The organism is Bradyrhizobium sp. IC4059 (assembly GCF_020193615.1).
GTDB classification, from domain to species: Bacteria; Pseudomonadota; Alphaproteobacteria; order Rhizobiales; family Xanthobacteraceae; genus Bradyrhizobium; species Bradyrhizobium yuanmingense.
In genome coordinates this window covers 652,911-672,147 of sequence record NZ_JADYVH010000001.1, presented here as the reverse complement: position 1 = coordinate 672,147, position 19,237 = coordinate 652,911, and the positions used below count along the sequence as shown (strand labels likewise).

Below are 19,237 nucleotides of genomic sequence, written 5' to 3'. Positions count from 1 at the left end.
CGTGACTTACGCGGCTTCGACGAAGCGATGACGCTCGTAGAGGAATTCGAGCACGCGCTGACGACACTTCAGATATGTGGCGTTGGTCGCGAGGTCGAGCCGCTTGCGCGGCCGCGCCAGCGGCACTTCCAGCACCTCGCCGATGCGCGCGCTCGGTCCGTTGGTCATCATCACGATGCGGTCGGACAACAGCACGGCCTCATCGACGTCGTGGGTGATCATCAGGATGGTATTGCCGAGCTTCTGATGCAGCGCCATCACCGAGTCCTGCAAGTGGGCGCGGGTCAGCGCGTCGAGCGCGCCGAACGGCTCGTCGAGCAGCAGCACCTTCGGCTCCATGGCCAGCGCCCGCGCGATGCCGACGCGCTGCTTCATGCCGCCAGAGATCTCCGATGGACGCTTGTCCCTGGCATGGGCCATCTGCACGAGGTTGAGATTGTGCATCACCCAGGCGTCGCGCTCGGCACGGGACTTGGTCTTGGCGAAGACCTTGTCGACGCCGAGCCTGACGTTTTCATAGACGGTCAGCCACGGCAGCAGGCTGTGGTTCTGGAACACCACGGCGCGATCCGGCCCCGGCGAGTTCACCTCGCGGTTTTCCAGCAGCACGCCCCCCATCGTGGCGCCGGTCAGCCCTGCGATGATGTTGAGCAGGGTCGACTTGCCGCAGCCGGAATGGCCGATGATCGAGACGTATTCGCCTTTCTCGATCGTCAGATTGATGTCCTTGAGCACCTCCGTGGTGGCGGTGCCGCGGGTGAAGACCTTGTCGATGTGGTCGAGTTTCAGGTAGGCGGTCATGTCCCCTCTCCTCAGTTCTGCGCGGTGCCGCGGGTGACGACCTTGCCGAGCCCCGCGATCAGGCGGTCAAGCACGAAGCCGATGATGCCGACATAGAACAGCGCCAGGATGATCTCGCTGATATGCGAGGAGTTCCAGGCGTCCCAGATGAAGAAGCCGATGCCGACGCCGCCGATCAGCATTTCGGCGGCGACGATCGCGAGCCACGACAGGCCGATGCCGATGCGCAGGCCCGTGAAGATGTAGGGCGCCGCCGCCGGGATCATGATCTTGGCGAAGAATTCCAGCGGATTGAGCTGCACCACCGCGGCGACGTTGCGATAGTCCTGCGGGATGTTGCGGATGCCGACCGCGGTGTTGATGATGATCGGCCAGATCGAGGTGATGAAGATGACGAAGATCGCGCTAGGCTGGCCGTCGCGGAAGGCCGCGAGCGAGAGCGGCAGCCAAGCCAGCGGCGGAATCGTGCGCAGCACCTGGAACAGCGGATCGAGCCCGCGCATCGCCCAGACCGACTGCCCGACCAGCACGCCGAGCGCGATGCCGGCGATGGCCGAGAGCGAATAGCCGAAGGCGACGCGCTGGAGACTGGCGGACAGATGCCAGAACAGGCCCTTGTCGATGCCGCCACGGTCGAAGAACGGATCGAAGATCAGCTCCTTCGTATCCGCAAACACTTTTGAGGGCGGCGGCAGCGCCGAGCCGGCTCTGCGGCAGACCAGCTCCCACACCAGCGTCAGCAGAGCGATCACGACCAGCGGCGGGATCACGCGCACGGCGGTCTCGCGTGCCATGCGTGCGTAAGCCTCAGTACGCGGGGGACGCTTCGGCGTCAGCGTGACGACCGGCGCAATCGTTGCAGCAGGCGTTGCGGTCTCAACCTCGATCTTCGTGGCAGTCATGTTCATCGCTATCTCTCTCCGGCGTGGCAGGGACGATGCGGCCGCCCCTAAAGGCGGCCGCAGGGCTCCATCAGACTTCGACGCGCTTGATCGCGAGCGACTTCAGATAGGCGGCCGGATTTTCGGGGTCGAACACCTTGCCGTCGAAGAAGGTCTCCTTTCCGCGCGAGGTGGTGGCCGGAATGTCGGCGGCGGCGACGCCGAGGGTCTTGGCCGCATCGCGCCACATGTCCTCGCGGTTGACCTTGGCAATCAGCGCCTTGGTATCGAAGTTCGGCTCATACTTGCCCCAGCGGATGTCCTCGGTGAGGAACCAGAGATCGTGGCTCTGGAACGGATAGGAGGCATGATCGCGCCAGTACTTCATGACGTGCGGCGAGTTCTCGACCACCTTGCCGGGGATGCCATAGTCGAACTTGCCGGCGGTGCGATCGTAGACGTCCTCGACCGGGCAGTTGATCCACTGCCGCTTGGCCATGATGGCGGCCAGCTCCTGCTTGTTTTCCGCCTTGTCGGCCCATTGCTGGGCTTCCAGCACGGCCATCAGGATCGCCTTGCTGGCCTTCGGGTATTTGTCGACGAAGGCCGCGCGCATGCCGAAGGACTTCTCCGGATGCTTATTCCAGATCTCGCCGGTGTTGACGGCGGTGTAGCCGATGCCCTGGTGGATGAGCTGGAGATTCCAGGGCTCGCCGACGCAGAAGCAGTCCATGGTGCCGACCTTCATATTCGCCACCATCTGCGGCGGCGGCACCACGATGGTCTCGATGTCCTTGTCGGGATCGATGCCGCCGGCGGCGAGCCAGTAGCGGATCCACAGATCGTGGGTACCGCCGGGGAAGGTCATCGCAGCCTTCACGGCCTTGCCGGACGCCTTCTTCTTCTCAAGCGCCGCCTTGAACGGCGCCGCATCGGTGCCGAGCTTGAGGTCGGCATATTCCTTGGCGACCGAGATGCACTGCGCATCGAGATTGAGCCGCGCCAGGATGTACATCGGCGTCGGCTGGTTGTTCTGCGTCACCTTGCCGGCCGAGATCAGGTACGGCATCGGGGTGAGGATGTGCGCGCCGTCAATGCCGTTGCCTTCGGAGCCGAGCACGAGGTTGTCGCGCGTGGTGCCCCAGGACGCCTGCTTCTGCACGTCGGTGTCAGGCACGCCGTGCTTGGCGAACAGGCCCTTGTCCTTGGCGACGAACAGCGGGCCGGCATCGGAGAGCGCAATGAAACCGAGCTTGGCTCCCTTGACCTCGGGGCCTGCGTCCTGCGCGAAGGCGCCGGCGGGGAAATTCAGCTTGGCGGCGGCGAGCAGTGCGGCGGTCGAGCCGGTGGCTTTCAACAATTGACGGCGGCTGAGGCCAGTCTCGGAGGGCCGGCGAATGCGCTTGGTCATAGGTCGTGTCGTCCTTTTGCGTCGTTGCGGAATGATTGCGTCAGTGCGCACGAGCAGCCCGTCCGTCCGTGACGCCAGAAAAAGGCGCATGCGAACGCGCGACGGGGAGACCCCGTTCGGGTGCGTCAGCAATTCGGATGAGAAGTCTCGCGGGACGGCTTCAATGGCGTCGACCTGGAACTATTCAAGCTTCATGCCAAGCCTGCCACCGCCAAAAATGATGGATAATCAGATGCTTGGTAATTCCGCGCCTGACTAACACAGCCCTGTTCCGCACGCGAAATTTGCGGTCTGCTCAATCCTTGTGCGCCGCACAAACGTTGTGCAGTCGCTCAAGCAAGAGGCGGCGCAGTTCTGCCAATCGTCCCCCTGCAGCTGACATCTAGCTGAATTTGCTAGCTTTTTCGATCGACGCGCCACGGCACACAAATTGCTTCTAAGGTTGCGTCAACGACGACTGCGGCTTGGCCGCATTGATGCAGCCTCTGGCGGCTGCATCCCGGAAGCTCACCTGCTTCGCGGTCTCCGGCTTCAGAGTCCTCGTGACGCGATTCCCAAGGCTTCCAAACTTTCCATAGCCCTCGTGCGCGGCAGGCTGCCCGCACGGCCGATGACGTTCAGCCGCGCCCTCGTCGGGGGCGTGTCGATCTCACTTACGAAGCAAAGGAACCATTGATGTCGTATCTCGCGCCTTCGGAATTCGTCACCAAGATGGTGGATGCGGGCGAGTCCAAGATCTTCATGTCCACCCGGGATACCATTATCCGCGCCTACATGGCCGGCGCGATCCTGGCCCTCGCAGCCTGGTTTGCCGTCACGATCACCGTGAACACCGGCCAACCGCTGGTCGGCGCGCTCCTGTTCCCGGTCGGCTTCGTCATGCTCTATCTCCTGGGCTTCGACCTCCTGACCGGCGTGTTCGTGCTCTCGCCGCTCGCGCTGATCGACAAGCGCCCGGGCGTTACGCTCAACGGCGTGCTGCGCAATTGGGGTCTCGTCTTCGTCGGCAATTTCGCCGGCGCCTTCACCGTCGCCTTCATGATGGCCTTCGTCACGACCTTCGGCTTCACGCAGGCGCCCGACAAGGTCGGCGCCGCCATCGGCAATATTGGCGAGGGCCGAACCCTTGGCTATGCCGCGCACGGTGCGGCCGGCATGGCGACGCTGTTCCTGCGCGGCATGCTCTGCAACTGGATGGTCTCGACCGGCGTCGTCGGCGCCATGATCTCGACTTCCGTCCCCGGCAAGGTCATCGCGATGTGGATGCCGATCCTGGTGTTCTTCTACATGGTGTTCGAGCATTCCGTCGTGAACATGTTCCTGTTCCCGTCGGGCCTGCTGCTCGGCGCGAAGTTCTCGATCATGGATTATCTGATCTGGAACGAGATCCCGACCGTGCTCGGCAACCTCGTCGGCGGCCTCGCCTTCACCGGCATGACCCTCTATGCCACCCACGTCATGACCCTGCCGAAGCGACAGGCGGAGAAGCCCGCGAAGCCCCGCGTCGCGGCCTGATCGAATAGGTATCGACAGGGGAGCCTCGCCCAAGCACGGTGAGGCTCCCTTCTCCCGGTGATGACGATGCCCCGCGGACTCCAGATCTCGGTCGGCCAGCATTCCGACAAGGGTCGCAAGCCCATCAACCAGGACTTTCACGGCGTCCTGATTCCGGAAGAGCCGCTGCTCAGCCTGAAGGGCATCGCGGCCGTTCTCGCCGACGGAATTTCCTCGAGCACGGTAAGCCAGATCGCCAGCGAGTCGGCGGTCAAGAGCTTCCTGATGGACTATTACTGCACGTCGGAATCGTGGACGGTGAAGACCTCCGCCCGCCGCGTGCTGGAGGCGACCAATTCCTGGCTGCATGCGCAGACGCGCAAGAGCCAATATGCCTATGACCGCGACAAGGGCTATGTCTGCACGCTCAGCGCCATGGTCATCAAGGCAACCACCGCGCACATCTTCCATGTCGGCGATTGCCGCGTCTATCGCGTCGCCGGCAAGGCGCTGGAGCAACTGACCGACGATCACCGCATCATCGTCTCGTCCGAGCAGACCTATCTCGGCCGCGCGCTCGGCATCAATCCGCAGCTCGAGATCGACTATCAGGCGATCGAAATCGAGGCCGGCGACACCTTCCTGCTGGCGACCGATGGCGCCTATGAATTCGTCGACGCCCGTTTCATCACGAGCGCGCTAAGCGAGCACGCAGCCGAGCTGGACGGGGCGGCGAAGGCGATCGTGGAGGAAGCCTATCGGCGCGGCAGCGACGACAACATCACCGTGCAGATCCTGCGGATCGATGCGGTGCCGCAGCGCGATCCGGCCGGCATCTTCAATCAGAGCTCGGAATTGCCGCTGCCGACGCTGCCGGAGCCGCGGGCGATCTTCGACGGCTACCGGATCGTCCGCGAGATCCACGGCAGCAGCCGCAGCCATATCTACCTCGCCGTCGACACCGAGACCGAGCAGCCGGTCGCGCTCAAGCTGCCGTCGGTCGACCTACGCGACAACGCCGCCTATCTCAAGCGCTTCTTGATGGAAGAATGGATCGCACGCCGGATCGACAGCCCGCATGTGCTCAAGCCGCTGTCGCAGTCGCGGCGACGCGGCTATCTCTACGTCGCGACCGAGTTCGTCGAGGGGCAGACCTTGAAGCAGTGGATGACCGACAATCCGCGGCCCGATCTCGAAACCGTGCGCGGCCTCATCGAGCAGATCGCCGCAGGCCTGCGCGCCTTCCATCGCATGGAGATGCTGCATCAAGACCTCAGGCCCGACAACATCCTGATCGACAAGACCGGCACCGCCAAGATCATCGACTTCGGATCGGTCAGGGTCGCCGGCGTGGCCGAGGCGGCGCCGCCAGGGGAGGCCGACGAAATCCTGGGCACCGTCCAGTACACGGCGCCGGAATATTTCCTGGGGCAAGGCGGCTCGCCGCGCTCCGACATGTTTTCGCTGGCCGTGATCTGCTACCAGATGCTGACGGGAAAGCTGCCCTACGGCACCCAAATCGCCAAAATCCGGCGCAAGGCGGATGTGCGAAAGCTTAAATATCGCGCCGCCGACGATGACCGCAACGTTCCTGCCTGGGTCGACGGCGCGCTCCGGCGCGCGCTCCATCCCGATCCCTACAAGCGGCACGAGGATCTCTCGGAATTCATCTTCGAGCTTCGCACGCCCAACCCGGCCTATCTCGACACGCGCATCACACCGCTCCTGGAGCGCAGCCCGCTGATGTTCTGGAAGCTGACAACGGCGGCGCTCGCCTGCGCCGTCGTCGTGCTGCTGGCCTTGCTGCATGCGCGCTGATCGAGATTGCCGCTCGCCACATGATTAATAGCGAGCGGCGCAGCCAGCCCGCCTGCGCTTCTGCTCTGGCAAGCCTCAAACGGGGGCCGCGATCTCGGCGACGAAGTCGCGATAGGAGCGCAAGGGACGGCCCAGCATGCCGGTCAGACGCTCGACGTCGCCGGGCTCAGGGATCATTCCCTCGGTGAGGAAACGCTCGCCCATCACCCGCATGTCGAAAGCCATCCAGGGCGGCATGAACTGCCTGAGGTTCTTCTCGAACCCCGCGGTGTCGTCTCCGCCGTAGGCGATCGCGCGGCCGAGCACCTCCGACCAGATCGCGGCGGCCTTCGCGCCAGTGAGTGTCTCAGGGCCAACAAGATTGATGCGTTCGAGCGGAAGCGGCGCTGCGGATGTCTCGCGGCGGATCAGTTCGATCGCAGCAATCTCGCCGATGTCGCGCGCGTCGATCATCGCAAGGCCCTTGCTGCCGATCGGCATCGGGTAGACGCCATATCCGGTCACGGCATCCTTGATCATGAGTTCGTTGTTCATGAAATAGGCGGGCCGCAGGATGGTCGCCTTGAAGCCCATCTGCTCGATCATGCGCTCGACCCCGAACTTGCCGGCGAAGTGCGGCACATTCACGTAGAGGTCGCTGTGAATGACCGACAGATAGACGAACCGCTCGATGCCGGCTTCGCGGGCAAGGTTGAGCGCAGTCAGCGCCTGAGTGAATTCGTCCGGCACCACGGCGTTGAGCAGGAACAACGTCGAGACGCCCGAAAACGCAGTGCGCACGGAATCGACGTCCAGCAAGTCGCCCTGGGCGACGGCAACACCTGCCGGAAGGTTGGCCTTCTCGGGATTTCGGACGAGTGCGCGCACATCGGCGCCGCGCTTGACGAGTTGCTCGACGACGTTGCGGCCGATGGTGCCGGTGGCGCCGGTAACGAGGATGGTCATGGGATCACTCCGGTTGGGTTTTGGAAGACACCCGGAAACTAATGATCCACACGCGAGCCGATAGACGCTATATTTGGACAGACCGTCTCACTGGTGGAACAGATGGATTTGCTTGCGCTTGCCGATTTCAATCTCGTCGCCCGTCACGGAGGGTTCGGAAAGGCCGCGCGGGCAGCGGGACGTCCGAAAGCGACCTTGTCTCGACGTGTGTCCGAACTGGAGAGCAGTCTTGATCTGCGTCTGTTTGAGCGCGGCGGGCGCACGCTCAAGCTCACCCAGGAAGGGCGCGCGCTCTATGAACGGACGGGCGCACTTCTCACCGAGCTCGACGAAACCGCGGCCGCGATCGCCTCGGGCGGAGACAAGCCAAAGGGCAGGCTGCGGATCAGCGCACCCCTGCTCTTCTCGCAAACCGCGATGGGCCGTCTCGCGGCCGGCTTCGCCCTTCGACATCCGCAAGTCCGGCTCGAAGTTACGACCGATGACCGCTACGTCGACATGATCGAGGAAGGCTTTGATCTCGTGATCCGGGTCAATCCCGATCCGGATGAAAGCCTGGTCGGCCGCATCTTCTTGCGCGACCGAATGCTGGTCGTCGCCAGCCCCGCTCTGAAGCACCCGAGAGGAAACCTCGCCGTTCCGGCCATCGTGCGCGGCGATGACAAAGCTGCGGTTTGGGACATCAGACGGCCAAGCGGCCCATCGCACATCGCGATCGATCCCGTGCTTCGACTGTCATCCCTGATGATGGTTCGCGATGCCGTGAGAGCCGGTATCGGTGCCGCAAGGCTGCCGCTGTCGCTCGTCAGCCACGATCTTGCCGCCGGCACGCTCGTTCGATGGGGCGACGTCGAGGGAGCCGACATCGCCCTATGGACGCTCTATCCCTCGCGGCGATTGCTCAGTGCGCGCGTCTCCGCTTTCCTCGATTATCTGAGAGACGCCTTTCCAAAGGGAACGCCCGACGAGTTGGCAGCCTATATCGGGGGATGACTGAGATTTCGCATCCTCACGCCGGCTCGGTCGCCTTCATCCCGAGCGGCTTCGGCGCCATGCCGCCGCCCGGCTTGAGGTGGAATTCGTAAGTCATCAAATGCCACCGCCCGTTCGCCGTGGTGCCGTCGGGCATCTCAAGGTCGTTGCGCGGCTCGACCTTGGCGACGAGGTCGTCCTTCACGCCGAACACCACGTCGGAGTCGAGATATTTGTCACCGTCCATGAAGACGTGCGTGATCAGCGGCTCATAGCCTCTGGCATTGACCAGGAAGTGCACATGCGCCGGGCGCATCGGGTGGCGGCCGGTCTGCACGATCATTTCGCCGACCGGACCATCGGTCGGGATCGGATAGCTGCACGGCAGGATGGTGCGGAAGAAGAAGCGGCCATCGTCATCGGTGATGAAGCGCGCCCGCGCCGAGGCGCCGACCTCATCGTAGTTCGGCTTCTGGGAATCGTAGAAGCCGTCGTCATCGGCGTGCCAGACGTCGACGGGAACGCCGGCGAGCGGCTTGCCCTCGAGGTCGGTGACGCGGCTCTGCACGAACATCCGCTCGCCGGTCTGGTTGTTCGGCGAGATGTCGGTGCCGTGCGCAGTCACCTTGTGCTCGCCGACATAGAACGGGCCGAGCACCGTGGTCTCCGTGGCACCGTCGCGATCCCTGTGATTGACGGCGTCGACGAGCATGGAGACGCCGAGCACGTCGGACAAGAGGATGAATTCCTGGCGGGTGTCGGTACATTTCTGCCCGGTCCGGGTCAGGAAATCGATGGCATATTCCCATTCCGCGAAGGTGAGACCGGTCTTGCTCACGTAATCGTGCAGCGAGCTCACCAATTCCTGCAGCAGAAATTTCGCGCGCGTGTCGGGCGTGTGGTCGAAGCTCCTGACGACGGCTTCGGTGAGTTCGGTCTCGGTGAACTGAGTCATGGTGCGTTTGCCCTCGCGTTCTTCTCGTTGGCCCCGGCGGGCTCCTTGCGTTCCGAGCCCGAGTCTACACCAGCCGGGCCGGCCTCGTTAAGCGCAACCGGCTTGGAATGCGGCCGTCATTTCGGTATCAACTTTCCGACAAAACGCCCCGGAGGAACTGATGCTCGCCCCCACCCCCGCTTCGCCCGAATCCGTCGGCATGTCCAAGGCCGCGCTCGACCGCGTCGATGCGCATCTCAAGCGCCGGTACATCGATGCCGGGCGTTTCCCGGGCACGCATCTCCTGGTCTACCGCCGCGGCAAGGTCGCGCACAGCTCGGTGCAGGGCTTTGCCGATGTCGAGCGCAAGGTGCCGGTGAAGGACGATACGATCTATCGCATCTATTCCATGACCAAGCCGCTCACCAGCGTCGCCTTCATGATGCTGGTCGAGGAAGGCCTCGTCGCCATCGACGAGCCCGTCGCGAAATATATTCCGGAGTGGAAGGACCTCGGCGTGTTCGTCGCCGGCACCTACCCGGCCTTCCTGACCCGGCCGCCGTCGCGGCCGATGCTGATCGTCGACCTCTTGCGCCACACCTCCGGCCTAACCTATGGCTTCCAGCAACGCTCCAACGTCGATGCCGCCTACCGCAGTGAAAAGATCGGCGAGGTCGAAAAATCAGGCACACTCCAGACCATGGTCGAGGGCCTGGCCAAGATCCCGCTGGAGTTTTCGCCGGGCGAGTCCTGGAATTACTCCGTTGCGACCGACGTGATCGGCTATCTCATTGGCAAGATCTCCGGCATGCCGTTCGAGCAGTTCCTGAAACAGCGCATCCTCGATCCACTTGGCATGACCGACACCGACTTCCACGTCCCGGCTTCGAAGGCGCATCGCTTCGCCGCCTGCTATTCCGCCGATCCCGGCGGCGGCATGACCTTCCATGCGGGCCAGCGCCGCGAGGGGCTGACGCTCCAGGACGACCCGGCAACGAGCTCGTTCCTGTCGCCGCCCTCGTTCATCTCCGGCGGCGGCGGGCTGTGCTCGACCGTTGCCGACTATCTGACCTTCTGCCGTGCGCTGCTCAATGGCGGCGAGCTCGGCGGCGTCAGGCTGATCGGGCCGAAGACGCTGGCGCTGATGACGACCAACCACATTCCGGGCGGCCGTGCGCTGCCGGACGTCTCGCGCTCGCTGTTCTCGGAAGCGACCTATAACGGCATCGGCTTCGGTCTCGGCTTCGCCGTGACCATGCGCCCGGCCGAGACATTGATCGCCGGCAGCCCCGGCGAATACAATTGGGGCGGCGCCGCCACGACCTCGTTCTGGATCGATCCGGCCGAGGACCTGATCGCGATCTTCATGACGCAAGTGCTGCCGTCGAGCGCCTATCCGATCCGCCGCGAGCTGCGCAGCATGGTCTACGCCGCGATCACCGAAAGCAATCTGTAGTCCACCGCGACGACCCCGCGACGCCGGCCGCGGGATCACGCCATCGCCCCTCACTTGAGCATTTCCGGCACGATCAGGCGCGGCAGGAACAGCGACACGCTGGGCCAAATGATCACCGCCGCCAGCACGAGTAGCATCGGGATCAGCATGATGACCGTGTCCTTCAGGGCATAGCGCAGCCGCACGCCCGCGATCGAACAGGCGATCATCAGACAGAGGCCGTAGGGCGGCGTCACCAATCCGAAGGCCAGCGAGACGATGGAGATGATCGCGAACTGGACCGGATGCAGATCGACGGACCTGGCGAGCGGCTCCAGCACGGTGCCGACGATGATGATCGCGGGGATGGCGTCGAGAAAGCAGCCCACCACCAGAAAGCAGAAGGCGATGAAGAAGCCGGCCGCGACGGGACCCATGCCCCATGTCGAAACGTTCGCCAGCAGTTCTTGCGGGATCTTGTAATAGGCCAGCAGCCAGCCGAACGCACTGGCGGTGCCGACGCAGAACAGCGCCACGCCGGCGAGGCGCCCAGTGTCGAGCAAGGCTCTGTACAATTCACGGATTCCCGTCTCGCGGTAGAAGAACGCCGAGAGCACGACGGAATAGAGCACGGCAACGCAGGCGGACTCGGTCGCGGTGAACCAGCCGAGCAGAATGCCGCCGACGATGATGAACGGCGTTATTAACGCGGGTATCGACCGCCAGATGGCGCATCGCATGTCGACCCAGGTCGACTTCGGATAGGTCGGGTAGCCGCGGCGCACCGCATAGACGTGCACCGTCGCCATCTGCGCGCCCGCGATCAGCAGCCCGGGCACGATACCGGCCAGATACATCGCCGCTATCGAGGTCGAGATCAGACCGCCCCACACGATCATCAGGATCGAGGGCGGAATGACGACCGCAAGAACCGCGGAGGCCGCCGTGATGGCAATGGAAAACGAGAGATCGTAGCCCTCCTTGGTCTGCGCATCGATGAAGATCTTCGATTGGCTCGCCGCATCCGCAGTGGAGGAGCCGGAGATGCCGGCAAAGAACACCGACAGCACGACGTTGATCTGCGCCAGCGACCCCGGCCAGTGCCCGACCATCGAGCGCGACAGCGCCACCAGGCGATCCGTGATACCGCCGATACTCATCAGGTTCGCCGTCAACAGAAAGAACGGCACCGCGAGCAGGATGAACGAGTTGTACGCGTTGAAAGTCTCCTGCGCGAGCGTCATCAGCGACAGGCGCGGCTCGATCAGAAGGATCGGCACGCAGGCAAGGCCCAGCGCGAAGGCGACCGGCACGCGCACGATCAGCAGGCCGACGAAGACCCCGAACAGCACCATGGCGGCCTGTCCGGCAGAAAGTACAGTGCCGTTCATTGCTGTGCCCCGACCAGAACGCGCAGTTCATCGAGTATCTGTTCGCCCGCAAACACGATCCAGGTCACGCCGGCCACCGGCCAGGCAACGTGGATCAGCCAGAGCGGCAGATCGGCCAGCTCCGACGTCCTGTTCCAGGCGAAGCGTGTGAATTCGATGCCGGCCGACACGAACACGAGGGCCAGTGCCAGCACGCCGATCCGCGCGATGATCCGCACTGCGGCCTCCGACCGCCGCGACAAATCGGGCCACACGTCGACCTCGAAATGCTGAGCCTCGCGGATGCCGACCATGGCGCCGATCATGATCGTCCAGATGAACAGGAATCGCGCCATCTCCTCGGTCCAGATGTAGGAGGGAATGAACGGCGTGTAGCGCGAGACGATCTGCAATGTGACGGGGATGACCAGGATGCCGACGCAGGCGGCAAGCAGGAATTCCAACAATTTCGCATAGGCCGCGGTGACGCGACGCCACAGCGACGGTGTGGACGGGACGTGCATTTCGGACATTGGAGCTCCGTACGGCGCTCATCCGCCATGTCCGGGCAGGAAGCGGGGCCTGCCCGGAATGCTGTCGGCGGACAGGGCGGCCTCAGACGACGTTGATCTTCTCGAAAATGCCCTCCGCGCCGATCTCCTTGGCGTAGGTGGCCATCACGGGGTCGGCGAGCTTCTTCATGGCGTCCCGCTCCTCGAACGGAACGCGCTTGAGCTTGCCGGCCTTCTCCAGCGTGTCGAGCTTGACGACCTCCTCGCTCGACTCGAGCTGGCGGCCGTAATCGCCGGCCTCCTTGCCCGCTTTCATGATCGCGTCCTGCAGATCCTTCGGCAGGGTCTTCAGCGTCTTGACGGAAAAGCAGATCGGCCGGATCGACACGGCGTGCTGGGTCAGGTTGAGATGCGGCGCCACTTCATAGAACTTCATCGCCTCGACGCCGGCCGCTTCGTTCTCGCCGGCTGATATCACCCCGTTCTGGATCGCGTTGTAGACTTCGTTATAGGCGATCACCGTGGGGCTCATGCCAACGGCCGCAAAGGTCTTCGACCAGATCGGCGCGCCCTGCACGCGCACCTTGAGGCCCTTGAGGTCGGCGAGGTTCTTGAGCGGCTTGTTGGCGAAGATGTTGCGGATGCCGCCGCCGGCATAACCGATCAGAACCACGTCCGCCTTGGCCGCGACCTCGTCGGCGACTGGCGCCAGGATATTGGCTTCGACCACCTTGTTCATGTGCTCGATGCCCTTGAACACGAAGGGCGCATCGATGAACGGGGCGGCCTTGGCGAAGGTCGACATGTGAGCCGGCGAGACGATGCCGTAATCGACTGCCTTGCCTTGCGACATGTACTCGAAATACTGCTTCTCGAGGCCGAGCGAGGAGTTCCTGTGCAGGGTGAAGTTGACGGGCTTGCCGTAATATTTCTTCACCAGCTCCTCGAACCGCAGCAGGGCCCGATTGAAGGCATGGTCGTCATTGAACTGCACGGCACCGTTCAGTGTGATCGGGGCTTGCGCCCTCAGGATCGACGGCATGCCGATGGCAGCTGCCGCAGTGGTTGCACCGATCCCAGCGAGAAATGACCTTCGCTTCATCGTCTCCCCTCCCTTTGATGCTCCGGCCCTGTCGCCGGGCCGTGAGCGCAGCCGTTATGCGGCTTGCGAGAGGCAAGCGTATGAAAAACCTCGGCGGGACGGAAGTCATTTCGCGTGGGCTGGAGCTACCCCTTCGTCGCAGGACTGCACGTAAACGCCTGCTGCACTGCAACTCGCCGCTTCGGTATGCGGCGGAGGCGCGAGGTCTCCGGCGATCAGGAGCGCGCTGGACGGACGGCGAAAATTCGTGGCGCAGCACAATTCCTGCGCCTATGGTCTCTTCAAAATCATTGTCCGGTGCTGCCGCGCTGGAACCGGGACGCCTGCGTTCGCCAAAGCTTACCCTGCCCGTTCGGCTCGCCTCCTTGTCGCCGGAACGACGCTACCGCTGATCGTTTTCGCGGTGGGCCTTGCCTATTACAACTACCATCAGGATCGCAGCGAGGCTGCGCGCCGTTTGCTGGAAACGGTGCGTAGCATGCGCATGGTGCTCGATGCCGAGGTGCAGCGGATCACGGGGGCTTGCCCCTGCCGCGCGGCGTCGTCTGCACTGTGACCTGCACGCTGGAGGAGACGCTTTGATCCGCGGTCCACGCGCATATCGCAACGCAACACGGGGTGTGCTGCGACAATTGCGCTTGCGCTCATCCATTCATCCGATGTTAAACATCCGATGATTGCAGCTGCCGTGGCGTGGCAGCCAAATACAAACGAACCAGCCGCGACAGGCCGGACGGGAGAAACGTACGAGTGGCAAGAGCGCGCCCGAGCCCCGTCGACAAGCCGATCAAGCCCGGCCGCATTCGCGCCGTGCTGACGACGCTCGGCCGGGAGATCGCGCAGGATCTCATTCCGGTCGGGACAGCCCTGCCGCCGGAACCTGAGCTCGAAGCCCGCTTCGGAGTCGGGCGCGGCGTGGTGCGCGAAGCCATCAAGACGCTCGCCGCCAAAGGTCTGGTCAGCGTGCGGCCGCGCCACGGCACGCACGTGCTGCCGCGCCACGAATGGAGCCTGCTCGACCGCGACGTGCTAAGCTGGCTGGTCGGTCAGGACGAGCCGGATCGGGACCTTCTGCTGGCAATCCAGGAGGTGCGCTCGATCATCGAGCCCGCTGCCGCAGCGCTTGCGGCCGAGCGTGCAACAAGGAACGACCGCTGGCGGATCGACACGGCCCTGGCGGCGATGCAGACTGCAAAGGACCAGGCCAGCGCCCTCGCTGCCGACAAGGCTTTCCATCTCGCCATCCTGGACGCGACCCACAATCCGGTCCTCCAGGGCTTTCGCGGGGCGATCGATACCATTCTGGGTACCGTCTTCACCGTTGCCGTCGGCGGCCCCGGCGGCTGGTTCAAGGACAATCTGCCGAACCACGTCACGGCGGCGCGGGCCATCGAGAGCGGCAACCCGGAGAAGGCGCGCGCCGCGATGGAACGGCTGCTGGGCTACACCCGATCGAAGCTGTCGAACCGAAAGACCATTATCGCCGCGGCGGCTCGCAAAGCGGATGGATCGACCCTGCGCGCCGTCAGGAAGCCGAGCCTCAACCGCAAGAGAAAGCGCCATGCACCGTGACATGAGGGGCTCGGCCCGGATCCCCGCTCCGCGCGGATCGCGAGGAGGGTCGCAACCGATACAGATATGCGATTGCGCGAGACGCGGCTACGATACCAGCAATGATCAGTGGGAAATGCCGGTACAGGCATAGCTGAGCGTCAGGGAGGTCGAATGCAGCTGACGGGCAGTCTGAAAGGCCGATCGTCGCGGCTGATGCGCAGCGTCAACTCGCTGGCCGGCGCTGCAATGTTCGTCGCGCCGCTGCTTGCGCTGGTCGCGGTCTGGGCCGCCGTGATCCCGCTGTTCAACGTCAATCCGCGCGTGTTTCCCTCGGTCGGCGCGGTCGGCACCGCCGCGCTTGACTCGATCCGGGACGGCACGTTGTTCGCGCATGTCGGCGCCAGCCTTTTGCGCGTCGGCCTGGGGACACTGATCGGCATCGCCACGGCGGTGCCGCTCGGCATCGCCATGGGCGTCAGCCCGACGGTCGCGGCCTTTTTCACGCCGCTGTTCCGGTTCTTCTCGGTGCTCGCCGGCATTGCCTGGATCCCGATCGCGACGTTGTGGTTCGGCTACGGTTTCGGCGCGATCGTCTTCGTGATCTTCAACGCCGTATTCTTCGTCGTCGCCTACAACACGCTTCTCGGCGTCAGGACCATCCCGCACACGCTGCGCAACGCTGCCGCCTCGCTCGGCGCCGGCCGCTGGGCGCTGCTGACCGAAGTACTGCTGCCGGGCGCGCTGCCCAATATCGTCACCGGCATTCGCACCGGCCTGGGCTTTGCCTGGCGCGGCCTGATCGCCGCGGAGATGATCGCGACCAATGTCGGGCTCGGCTACATGCTGTTCGTCGCGCGCGATTTCTACCGCACCGAGGTGATCGTGTTCGGCATGATCGTGATCGGCGTGCTCTGGCTTCTGATCGACCGTCTGTTGCTCGTCCCGTTGGAACGCGCGACCATCGAGCGCTGGGGCATGGTGAGGCGCGCATGAACGTCCTGCTGCAAATCTGGGCCGGCTATGCCCGCCTGACCCGGCGCTGGCCGGGCATCGCCGCGATCATTCCCTTCATCCCGGTGCTGGCGCTGTGGACCGCGGTCAGCGAGGCCGGGCTGTTTCCACGCGCGTTCTTCCCCGGCCCGGCCGACGTCATCCGCGCATTCTTCACGCTGACCTACAAGGGCATCCTGCCGGACTATCTCCAGGACAGCCTGATCCGGCTCGCGACCGGCGCCGCGGTCGGCATGGCGCTCGGCATACCCTTGGGCATCCTGATCGGCACCAGCCGCTGGGCGCATCGCATCTGCTGGCCGGTGCTGCTGTTCTTCCAGGCCATCGGCGACATCGCCTGGCTGCCGATCCTTCTGATCTGGTTCGGCTTCGGTCTGACGACGATGACCTTCGTCATCGTCTACACCGTGCTGTTCCCCGTCGTGCTCAACACCGTGCTCGGCGTCGAATCGGTACCGCGCGATCTGTCACGCGCCGCCTTGAGCCTCGGGGCTTCGCGGGCGCGCGTGCTCTGGGAGGTGACGCTGCCGGGCGCCCTGCCCAACATCATCACCGGCCTGCGCAACGGACTCGGCTACGGCTGGCGCGCGCTGATCGCGGTCGAGATGATCGTCGGCACGTCGGGCATCGGCTTCATGATGTTCGATGCGCGCCGCGCCGGGTCGACCGTCGAGATCATCCTCGGCATGATCATTCTCGGACTGCTCTGGTACATCGTGGACGCCTGGATTCTCGCCCCGCTCGAGCGTGCGACCGGCCAGCGTTGGGGATTAGTGACATCATGAAGACGCTCTCGCTGCGCAATCTCGGCAAGACCTATTTCGACCCTTATGCAGGCGCGCATGTCACCGCCGTCCACGACGTCTCACTCGACGTCGAGCCCGGCGAGTTCATCTCGGTGGTCGGCCCCTCCGGCTGCGGCAAGACGACGATCCTGAACATGATCGCCGGCTTCATTCCCTATTCGAAGGGGGACATCCTGCTCGACGGCAAGCCGGTGCACGGGCCCGGCCCCGAGCGCGGCGTCGTGTTCCAGTCGTTCGCGCTGTTTCCCTGGAAGACCGTGCTCGACAATGTCGGCTTCGGGCCGAAGATGCGCGGCGTGCCGAAGGCCGAGCGCGACCGCATCGCGCATGAATATCTCGCGCTTGCCGGGCTCTCGCATGCGGCGCACCGCTATCCCAACGAGCTCTCCGGGGGCATGCAACAGCGCGTCGGCGTGGTGCGCGCACTCGCCAACAACCCCGACGTCCTCTTGATGGACGAGCCGTTCGCCAGCGTCGACGCGCAGACGCGCATGACGCTCCAGGAGGAACTGACCCGCATCTGGCAGGAGCGCAAGCCGACGGTGATCTTCATCACCCATGACGTGTCGGAAGCGGTGTTTCTCGCCAATCGCGTGGTCGTGCTGTCGAAGGGACGCGTGCTCGACGAGATCGCGGTCGACCTGCCGCGTCCTCGCATCTGGGACGATCTCGTCCGGGACGACCAGTTCAAGCAGCTTTCGGCGCGCGTGCTGCAGATGGTGCGCGCAGCATGAGCATCGCCGCCGACGTTCTTCGCTCGCCCAAGAGCCGTGTCGTTCTCGGCGCGGTGGCCGCATGGGCACTGTTTCAGCTCTGGCTGACCATCGCGGCGCCCGGAAAGATCTCGCCGCAGCTCACGGGCACGTCGGAAAAGGTGAACGTGCAGATCGAGCTGCCGTTCACGCCGGAGCGTTTCCACGTGCTCGCCTTCCAGCAATACGGACGCGTCTCGGGCACGGACGAGCATTCGATCGAGCTGCGCGGTGTCAAAAGAACGGACCTCAATGCCGTGGCCCGGCCTTATTGGGTGACGGCGGTGGGGCCGATAAAAGAGGGAGGCTGAGACTATGAAACGACTCTTGCTGCTTGGATTGGCGCTTCTGGCCGGCATGATGCCGGCAAGCGCCCAAACCCTGACGAAACTCAAGGCCGGCATGGTCACTGGCATCGACCAGATTGGCCTGCCCATCGCGCTCGAGCGCGGCTTCTTCGAGAAGTACGGGCTCGACGTCACGATCGCACGCCCCTACGCCACCGGTGTCGACGCGCTGAACGCGTTGCAGGCCGGCGAGAGCGAGATCGTGCAGGTCGGCGTACCCATGATCGGCGCGGTGCTGCGCGGCATGGACCTCGTCGCGCTGGGCAATTACAGCGGCAACGCCACCAAGGCCGGCTCCGATGCCACGATGGCGATCATCGCGCGCGAAGGCTCGGGCATCGTCAAGGGCGACCTGTCGACGTTGAAGGGCAAGAAGATCGCGGCGTCGTTCGGCACGATCAACCATCTCTACATCCTGGCGACGCTGGAGAAGGCCGGACTGAAACCCGACGACGTAACATTGGTCAACACCCCGCCCCCGGACATGACCGTCGCCCTGCTCGCCAAGGGCATCGACGCGTTCTCGGGCTGGGACCCCTGGCCGATCGTCGCGGGCAAGGACGTGCCGGGCGCCGTCGAGATCATTCGGGGCGGCGACGTGATCTCCTATATCGGCTTCAACGTCGCGCTGCGCCCATGGGTGCAGGCCAACGGCGAGACGATCGAGAAATTCCTCGCCGCCGTCTCTGAGGCCGACCAATGGATGCGCAAGAACCCGAAGCTGGCGGCACAAGTCGCGACGCGCTGGATTCCAGGCCTGAAGCAGGAGGTCGCGGAGGCCGCGATGCAGTTCAACATCCAGCAGGCGGACCGCCGGCTGTCAGCGAACAACTACCGCGCGCTGTGGAGCGCCCAGGACCGGCTCACCCGGCTCGGCATCCTCAAATCGACCTTCGATGTCAATGCGCATATTGAGCCGAAGCACATTCTCAAGGTCATGAAAGACCGTCCTGAGCTGTTCGCCGACCTGCCGCCGATCCCGCAGACGGCGGCGATCACGCCGGGCTACGTGTTCAAGCCCTGAGCATTGTTGCAAACGTCCAGACCGGCGCGCCATGCACGCCGGTCCGGCCCATCGTCTGCAACGCTGGC

The 19,237-nt window shown here is 64.2% G+C and carries 18 protein-coding genes and 1 pseudogene; 11 read left to right on the top strand and 8 right to left on the bottom strand.

Features of this window, described 5'->3' with window-relative positions; translation table 11 throughout:
• Positions 1–6 precede the first annotated feature (6 nt).
• From I6F12_RS03185 to I6F12_RS03175, 3 genes are all read right to left on the bottom strand, one after another.
• Complete coding sequence (locus I6F12_RS03185; protein WP_036004558.1) at positions 7–801, bottom strand: ABC transporter ATP-binding protein; 795 nt, start codon at positions 799–801, stop codon at positions 7–9.
• A gap of 11 nt (positions 802–812) precedes the next feature.
• Positions 813–1,709 (bottom strand): nitrate ABC transporter permease, encoded by an 897-nt coding sequence (ntrB, locus tag I6F12_RS03180; RefSeq protein WP_074447510.1) that lies wholly within the window; start codon positions 1,707–1,709, stop codon positions 813–815.
• Between the two features lie 64 nt (positions 1,710–1,773).
• Positions 1,774–3,093 (bottom strand): CmpA/NrtA family ABC transporter substrate-binding protein, encoded by a 1,320-nt coding sequence (locus I6F12_RS03175; protein WP_036004553.1) that lies wholly within the window; start codon positions 3,091–3,093, stop codon positions 1,774–1,776.
• A gap of 675 nt (positions 3,094–3,768) precedes the next feature.
• Here I6F12_RS03175 and I6F12_RS03170 point away from each other — a divergent pair.
• Positions 3,769–4,608 carry a formate/nitrite transporter family protein gene (locus I6F12_RS03170; protein ID WP_036004575.1) on the top strand — a complete coding sequence of 280 codons (840 nt, stop codon included), beginning with the start codon at positions 3,769–3,771 and terminating at the stop codon, positions 4,606–4,608.
• Between the two features lie 60 nt (positions 4,609–4,668).
• Entirely contained in the window at positions 4,669–6,405 is a 1,737-nt protein-coding gene (locus I6F12_RS03165) for a bifunctional protein-serine/threonine kinase/phosphatase (protein WP_192893280.1), read from the top strand.
• A gap of 75 nt (positions 6,406–6,480) precedes the next feature.
• On the opposite strand, the gene I6F12_RS03160 is transcribed toward I6F12_RS03165, so the two are convergent.
• Positions 6,481–7,350: an NmrA/HSCARG family protein gene (locus I6F12_RS03160; protein WP_057026771.1), complete on the bottom strand. Its 870-nt coding sequence runs from the start codon at positions 7,348–7,350 to the stop codon at positions 6,481–6,483.
• A gap of 102 nt (positions 7,351–7,452) precedes the next feature.
• On the opposite strand from I6F12_RS03160, the gene I6F12_RS03155 reads away from it, so the two are divergent.
• Entirely contained in the window at positions 7,453–8,343 is an 891-nt protein-coding gene (locus I6F12_RS03155) for a LysR family transcriptional regulator (RefSeq protein ID WP_225139620.1), read from the top strand.
• Positions 8,344–8,359: 16 nt separating this feature from the next.
• Here the strand turns inward: I6F12_RS03155 and I6F12_RS03150 are convergent, their stop codons facing one another.
• Complete coding sequence (locus I6F12_RS03150) at positions 8,360–9,277, bottom strand: dioxygenase (protein ID WP_225155483.1); 918 nt, start codon at positions 9,275–9,277, stop codon at positions 8,360–8,362.
• Between the two features lie 160 nt (positions 9,278–9,437).
• Between I6F12_RS03150 and I6F12_RS03145 the strand changes: the two genes are divergently transcribed.
• Positions 9,438–10,712, top strand: coding sequence for a serine hydrolase domain-containing protein (locus I6F12_RS03145; protein ID WP_036004538.1), 1,275 nt, complete (start codon positions 9,438–9,440; stop codon positions 10,710–10,712).
• Between the two features lie 50 nt (positions 10,713–10,762).
• On the opposite strand, the gene I6F12_RS03140 is transcribed toward I6F12_RS03145, so the two are convergent.
• The 3 genes from I6F12_RS03140 to I6F12_RS03130 all read right to left on the bottom strand — a co-directional run bounded on the left by I6F12_RS03140 (position 10,763) and on the right by I6F12_RS03130 (position 13,675).
• A complete protein-coding gene (locus I6F12_RS03140; protein ID WP_036025880.1) occupies positions 10,763–12,082 on the bottom strand; it encodes a TRAP transporter large permease in 1,320 nt (439 codons plus the stop codon).
• Positions 12,079–12,594 carry a TRAP transporter small permease gene (locus I6F12_RS03135; RefSeq protein ID WP_036025883.1) on the bottom strand — a complete coding sequence of 172 codons (516 nt, stop codon included), beginning with the start codon at positions 12,592–12,594 and terminating at the stop codon, positions 12,079–12,081. The genes I6F12_RS03140 and I6F12_RS03135 overlap by 4 nt, the downstream gene beginning before the upstream one ends.
• 82 nt (positions 12,595–12,676) lie before the next feature.
• A complete protein-coding gene (locus I6F12_RS03130; protein ID WP_036004529.1) occupies positions 12,677–13,675 on the bottom strand; it encodes a TRAP transporter substrate-binding protein in 999 nt (332 codons plus the stop codon).
• Positions 13,676–13,947: 272 nt separating this feature from the next.
• On the opposite strand from I6F12_RS03130, the pseudogene I6F12_RS03125 reads away from it, so the two are divergent.
• The 7 genes and pseudogenes from I6F12_RS03125 to I6F12_RS03095 form a co-directional block, all read left to right on the top strand.
• A pseudogene (locus I6F12_RS03125) lies at positions 13,948–14,195 on the top strand (hypothetical protein); the annotation flags it as partial.
• A gap of 230 nt (positions 14,196–14,425) precedes the next feature.
• A complete protein-coding gene (locus I6F12_RS03120; protein WP_036004523.1) occupies positions 14,426–15,247 on the top strand; it encodes a FadR/GntR family transcriptional regulator in 822 nt (273 codons plus the stop codon).
• 153 nt (positions 15,248–15,400) lie between these two features.
• Positions 15,401–16,222 carry an ABC transporter permease gene (locus I6F12_RS03115; protein WP_225155482.1) on the top strand — a complete coding sequence of 274 codons (822 nt, stop codon included), beginning with the start codon at positions 15,401–15,403 and terminating at the stop codon, positions 16,220–16,222.
• Positions 16,219–17,025, top strand: a complete 807-nt coding sequence (locus I6F12_RS03110; RefSeq protein ID WP_036004520.1) for an ABC transporter permease — start codon at positions 16,219–16,221, stop codon at positions 17,023–17,025. Before I6F12_RS03115 ends, I6F12_RS03110 begins: the two co-directional genes overlap by 4 nt.
• Complete coding sequence (locus tag I6F12_RS03105; protein ID WP_225155481.1) at positions 17,022–17,780, top strand: ABC transporter ATP-binding protein; 759 nt, start codon at positions 17,022–17,024, stop codon at positions 17,778–17,780. Before I6F12_RS03110 ends, I6F12_RS03105 begins: the two co-directional genes overlap by 4 nt.
• The gene (locus tag I6F12_RS03100) at positions 17,777–18,109 is read left to right on the top strand and encodes a hypothetical protein (RefSeq protein WP_225146128.1); all 333 of its coding nucleotides are present in this window, start codon (positions 17,777–17,779) and stop codon (positions 18,107–18,109) included. The genes I6F12_RS03105 and I6F12_RS03100 overlap by 4 nt, the downstream gene beginning before the upstream one ends.
• Before the next feature lie 4 nt (positions 18,110–18,113).
• Complete coding sequence (locus I6F12_RS03095; RefSeq protein ID WP_225155480.1) at positions 18,114–19,169, top strand: ABC transporter substrate-binding protein; 1,056 nt, start codon at positions 18,114–18,116, stop codon at positions 19,167–19,169.
• Positions 19,170–19,237: the final 68 nt, after the last annotated feature.

Coding starts and splice junctions, on each gene's coding strand:
- I6F12_RS03185 (WP_036004558.1), bottom strand. CDS start 801: ATGACCGCCTACCTGAAACTCGACCACATCGACAAGGTCTTCACCCGC.
- ntrB (WP_074447510.1), bottom strand. CDS start 1,709: ATGAACATGACTGCCACGAAGATCGAGGTTGAGACCGCAACGCCTGCT.
- I6F12_RS03175 (WP_036004553.1), bottom strand. CDS start 3,093: ATGACCAAGCGCATTCGCCGGCCCTCCGAGACTGGCCTCAGCCGCCGT.
- I6F12_RS03170 (WP_036004575.1), top strand. CDS start 3,769: ATGTCGTATCTCGCGCCTTCGGAATTCGTCACCAAGATGGTGGATGCG.
- I6F12_RS03165 (WP_192893280.1), top strand. CDS start 4,669: ATGACGATGCCCCGCGGACTCCAGATCTCGGTCGGCCAGCATTCCGAC.
- I6F12_RS03160 (WP_057026771.1), bottom strand. CDS start 7,350: ATGACCATCCTCGTTACCGGCGCCACCGGCACCATCGGCCGCAACGTC.
- I6F12_RS03155 (WP_225139620.1), top strand. CDS start 7,453: ATGGATTTGCTTGCGCTTGCCGATTTCAATCTCGTCGCCCGTCACGGA.
- I6F12_RS03150 (WP_225155483.1), bottom strand. CDS start 9,277: ATGACTCAGTTCACCGAGACCGAACTCACCGAAGCCGTCGTCAGGAGC.
- I6F12_RS03145 (WP_036004538.1), top strand. CDS start 9,438: ATGCTCGCCCCCACCCCCGCTTCGCCCGAATCCGTCGGCATGTCCAAG.
- I6F12_RS03140 (WP_036025880.1), bottom strand. CDS start 12,082: ATGAACGGCACTGTACTTTCTGCCGGACAGGCCGCCATGGTGCTGTTC.
- I6F12_RS03135 (WP_036025883.1), bottom strand. CDS start 12,594: ATGTCCGAAATGCACGTCCCGTCCACACCGTCGCTGTGGCGTCGCGTC.
- I6F12_RS03130 (WP_036004529.1), bottom strand. CDS start 13,675: ATGAAGCGAAGGTCATTTCTCGCTGGGATCGGTGCAACCACTGCGGCA.
- I6F12_RS03115 (WP_225155482.1), top strand. CDS start 15,401: ATGCAGCTGACGGGCAGTCTGAAAGGCCGATCGTCGCGGCTGATGCGC.
- I6F12_RS03110 (WP_036004520.1), top strand. CDS start 16,219: ATGAACGTCCTGCTGCAAATCTGGGCCGGCTATGCCCGCCTGACCCGG.
- I6F12_RS03105 (WP_225155481.1), top strand. CDS start 17,022: ATGAAGACGCTCTCGCTGCGCAATCTCGGCAAGACCTATTTCGACCCT.
- I6F12_RS03100 (WP_225146128.1), top strand. CDS start 17,777: ATGAGCATCGCCGCCGACGTTCTTCGCTCGCCCAAGAGCCGTGTCGTT.
- I6F12_RS03095 (WP_225155480.1), top strand. CDS start 18,114: ATGAAACGACTCTTGCTGCTTGGATTGGCGCTTCTGGCCGGCATGATG.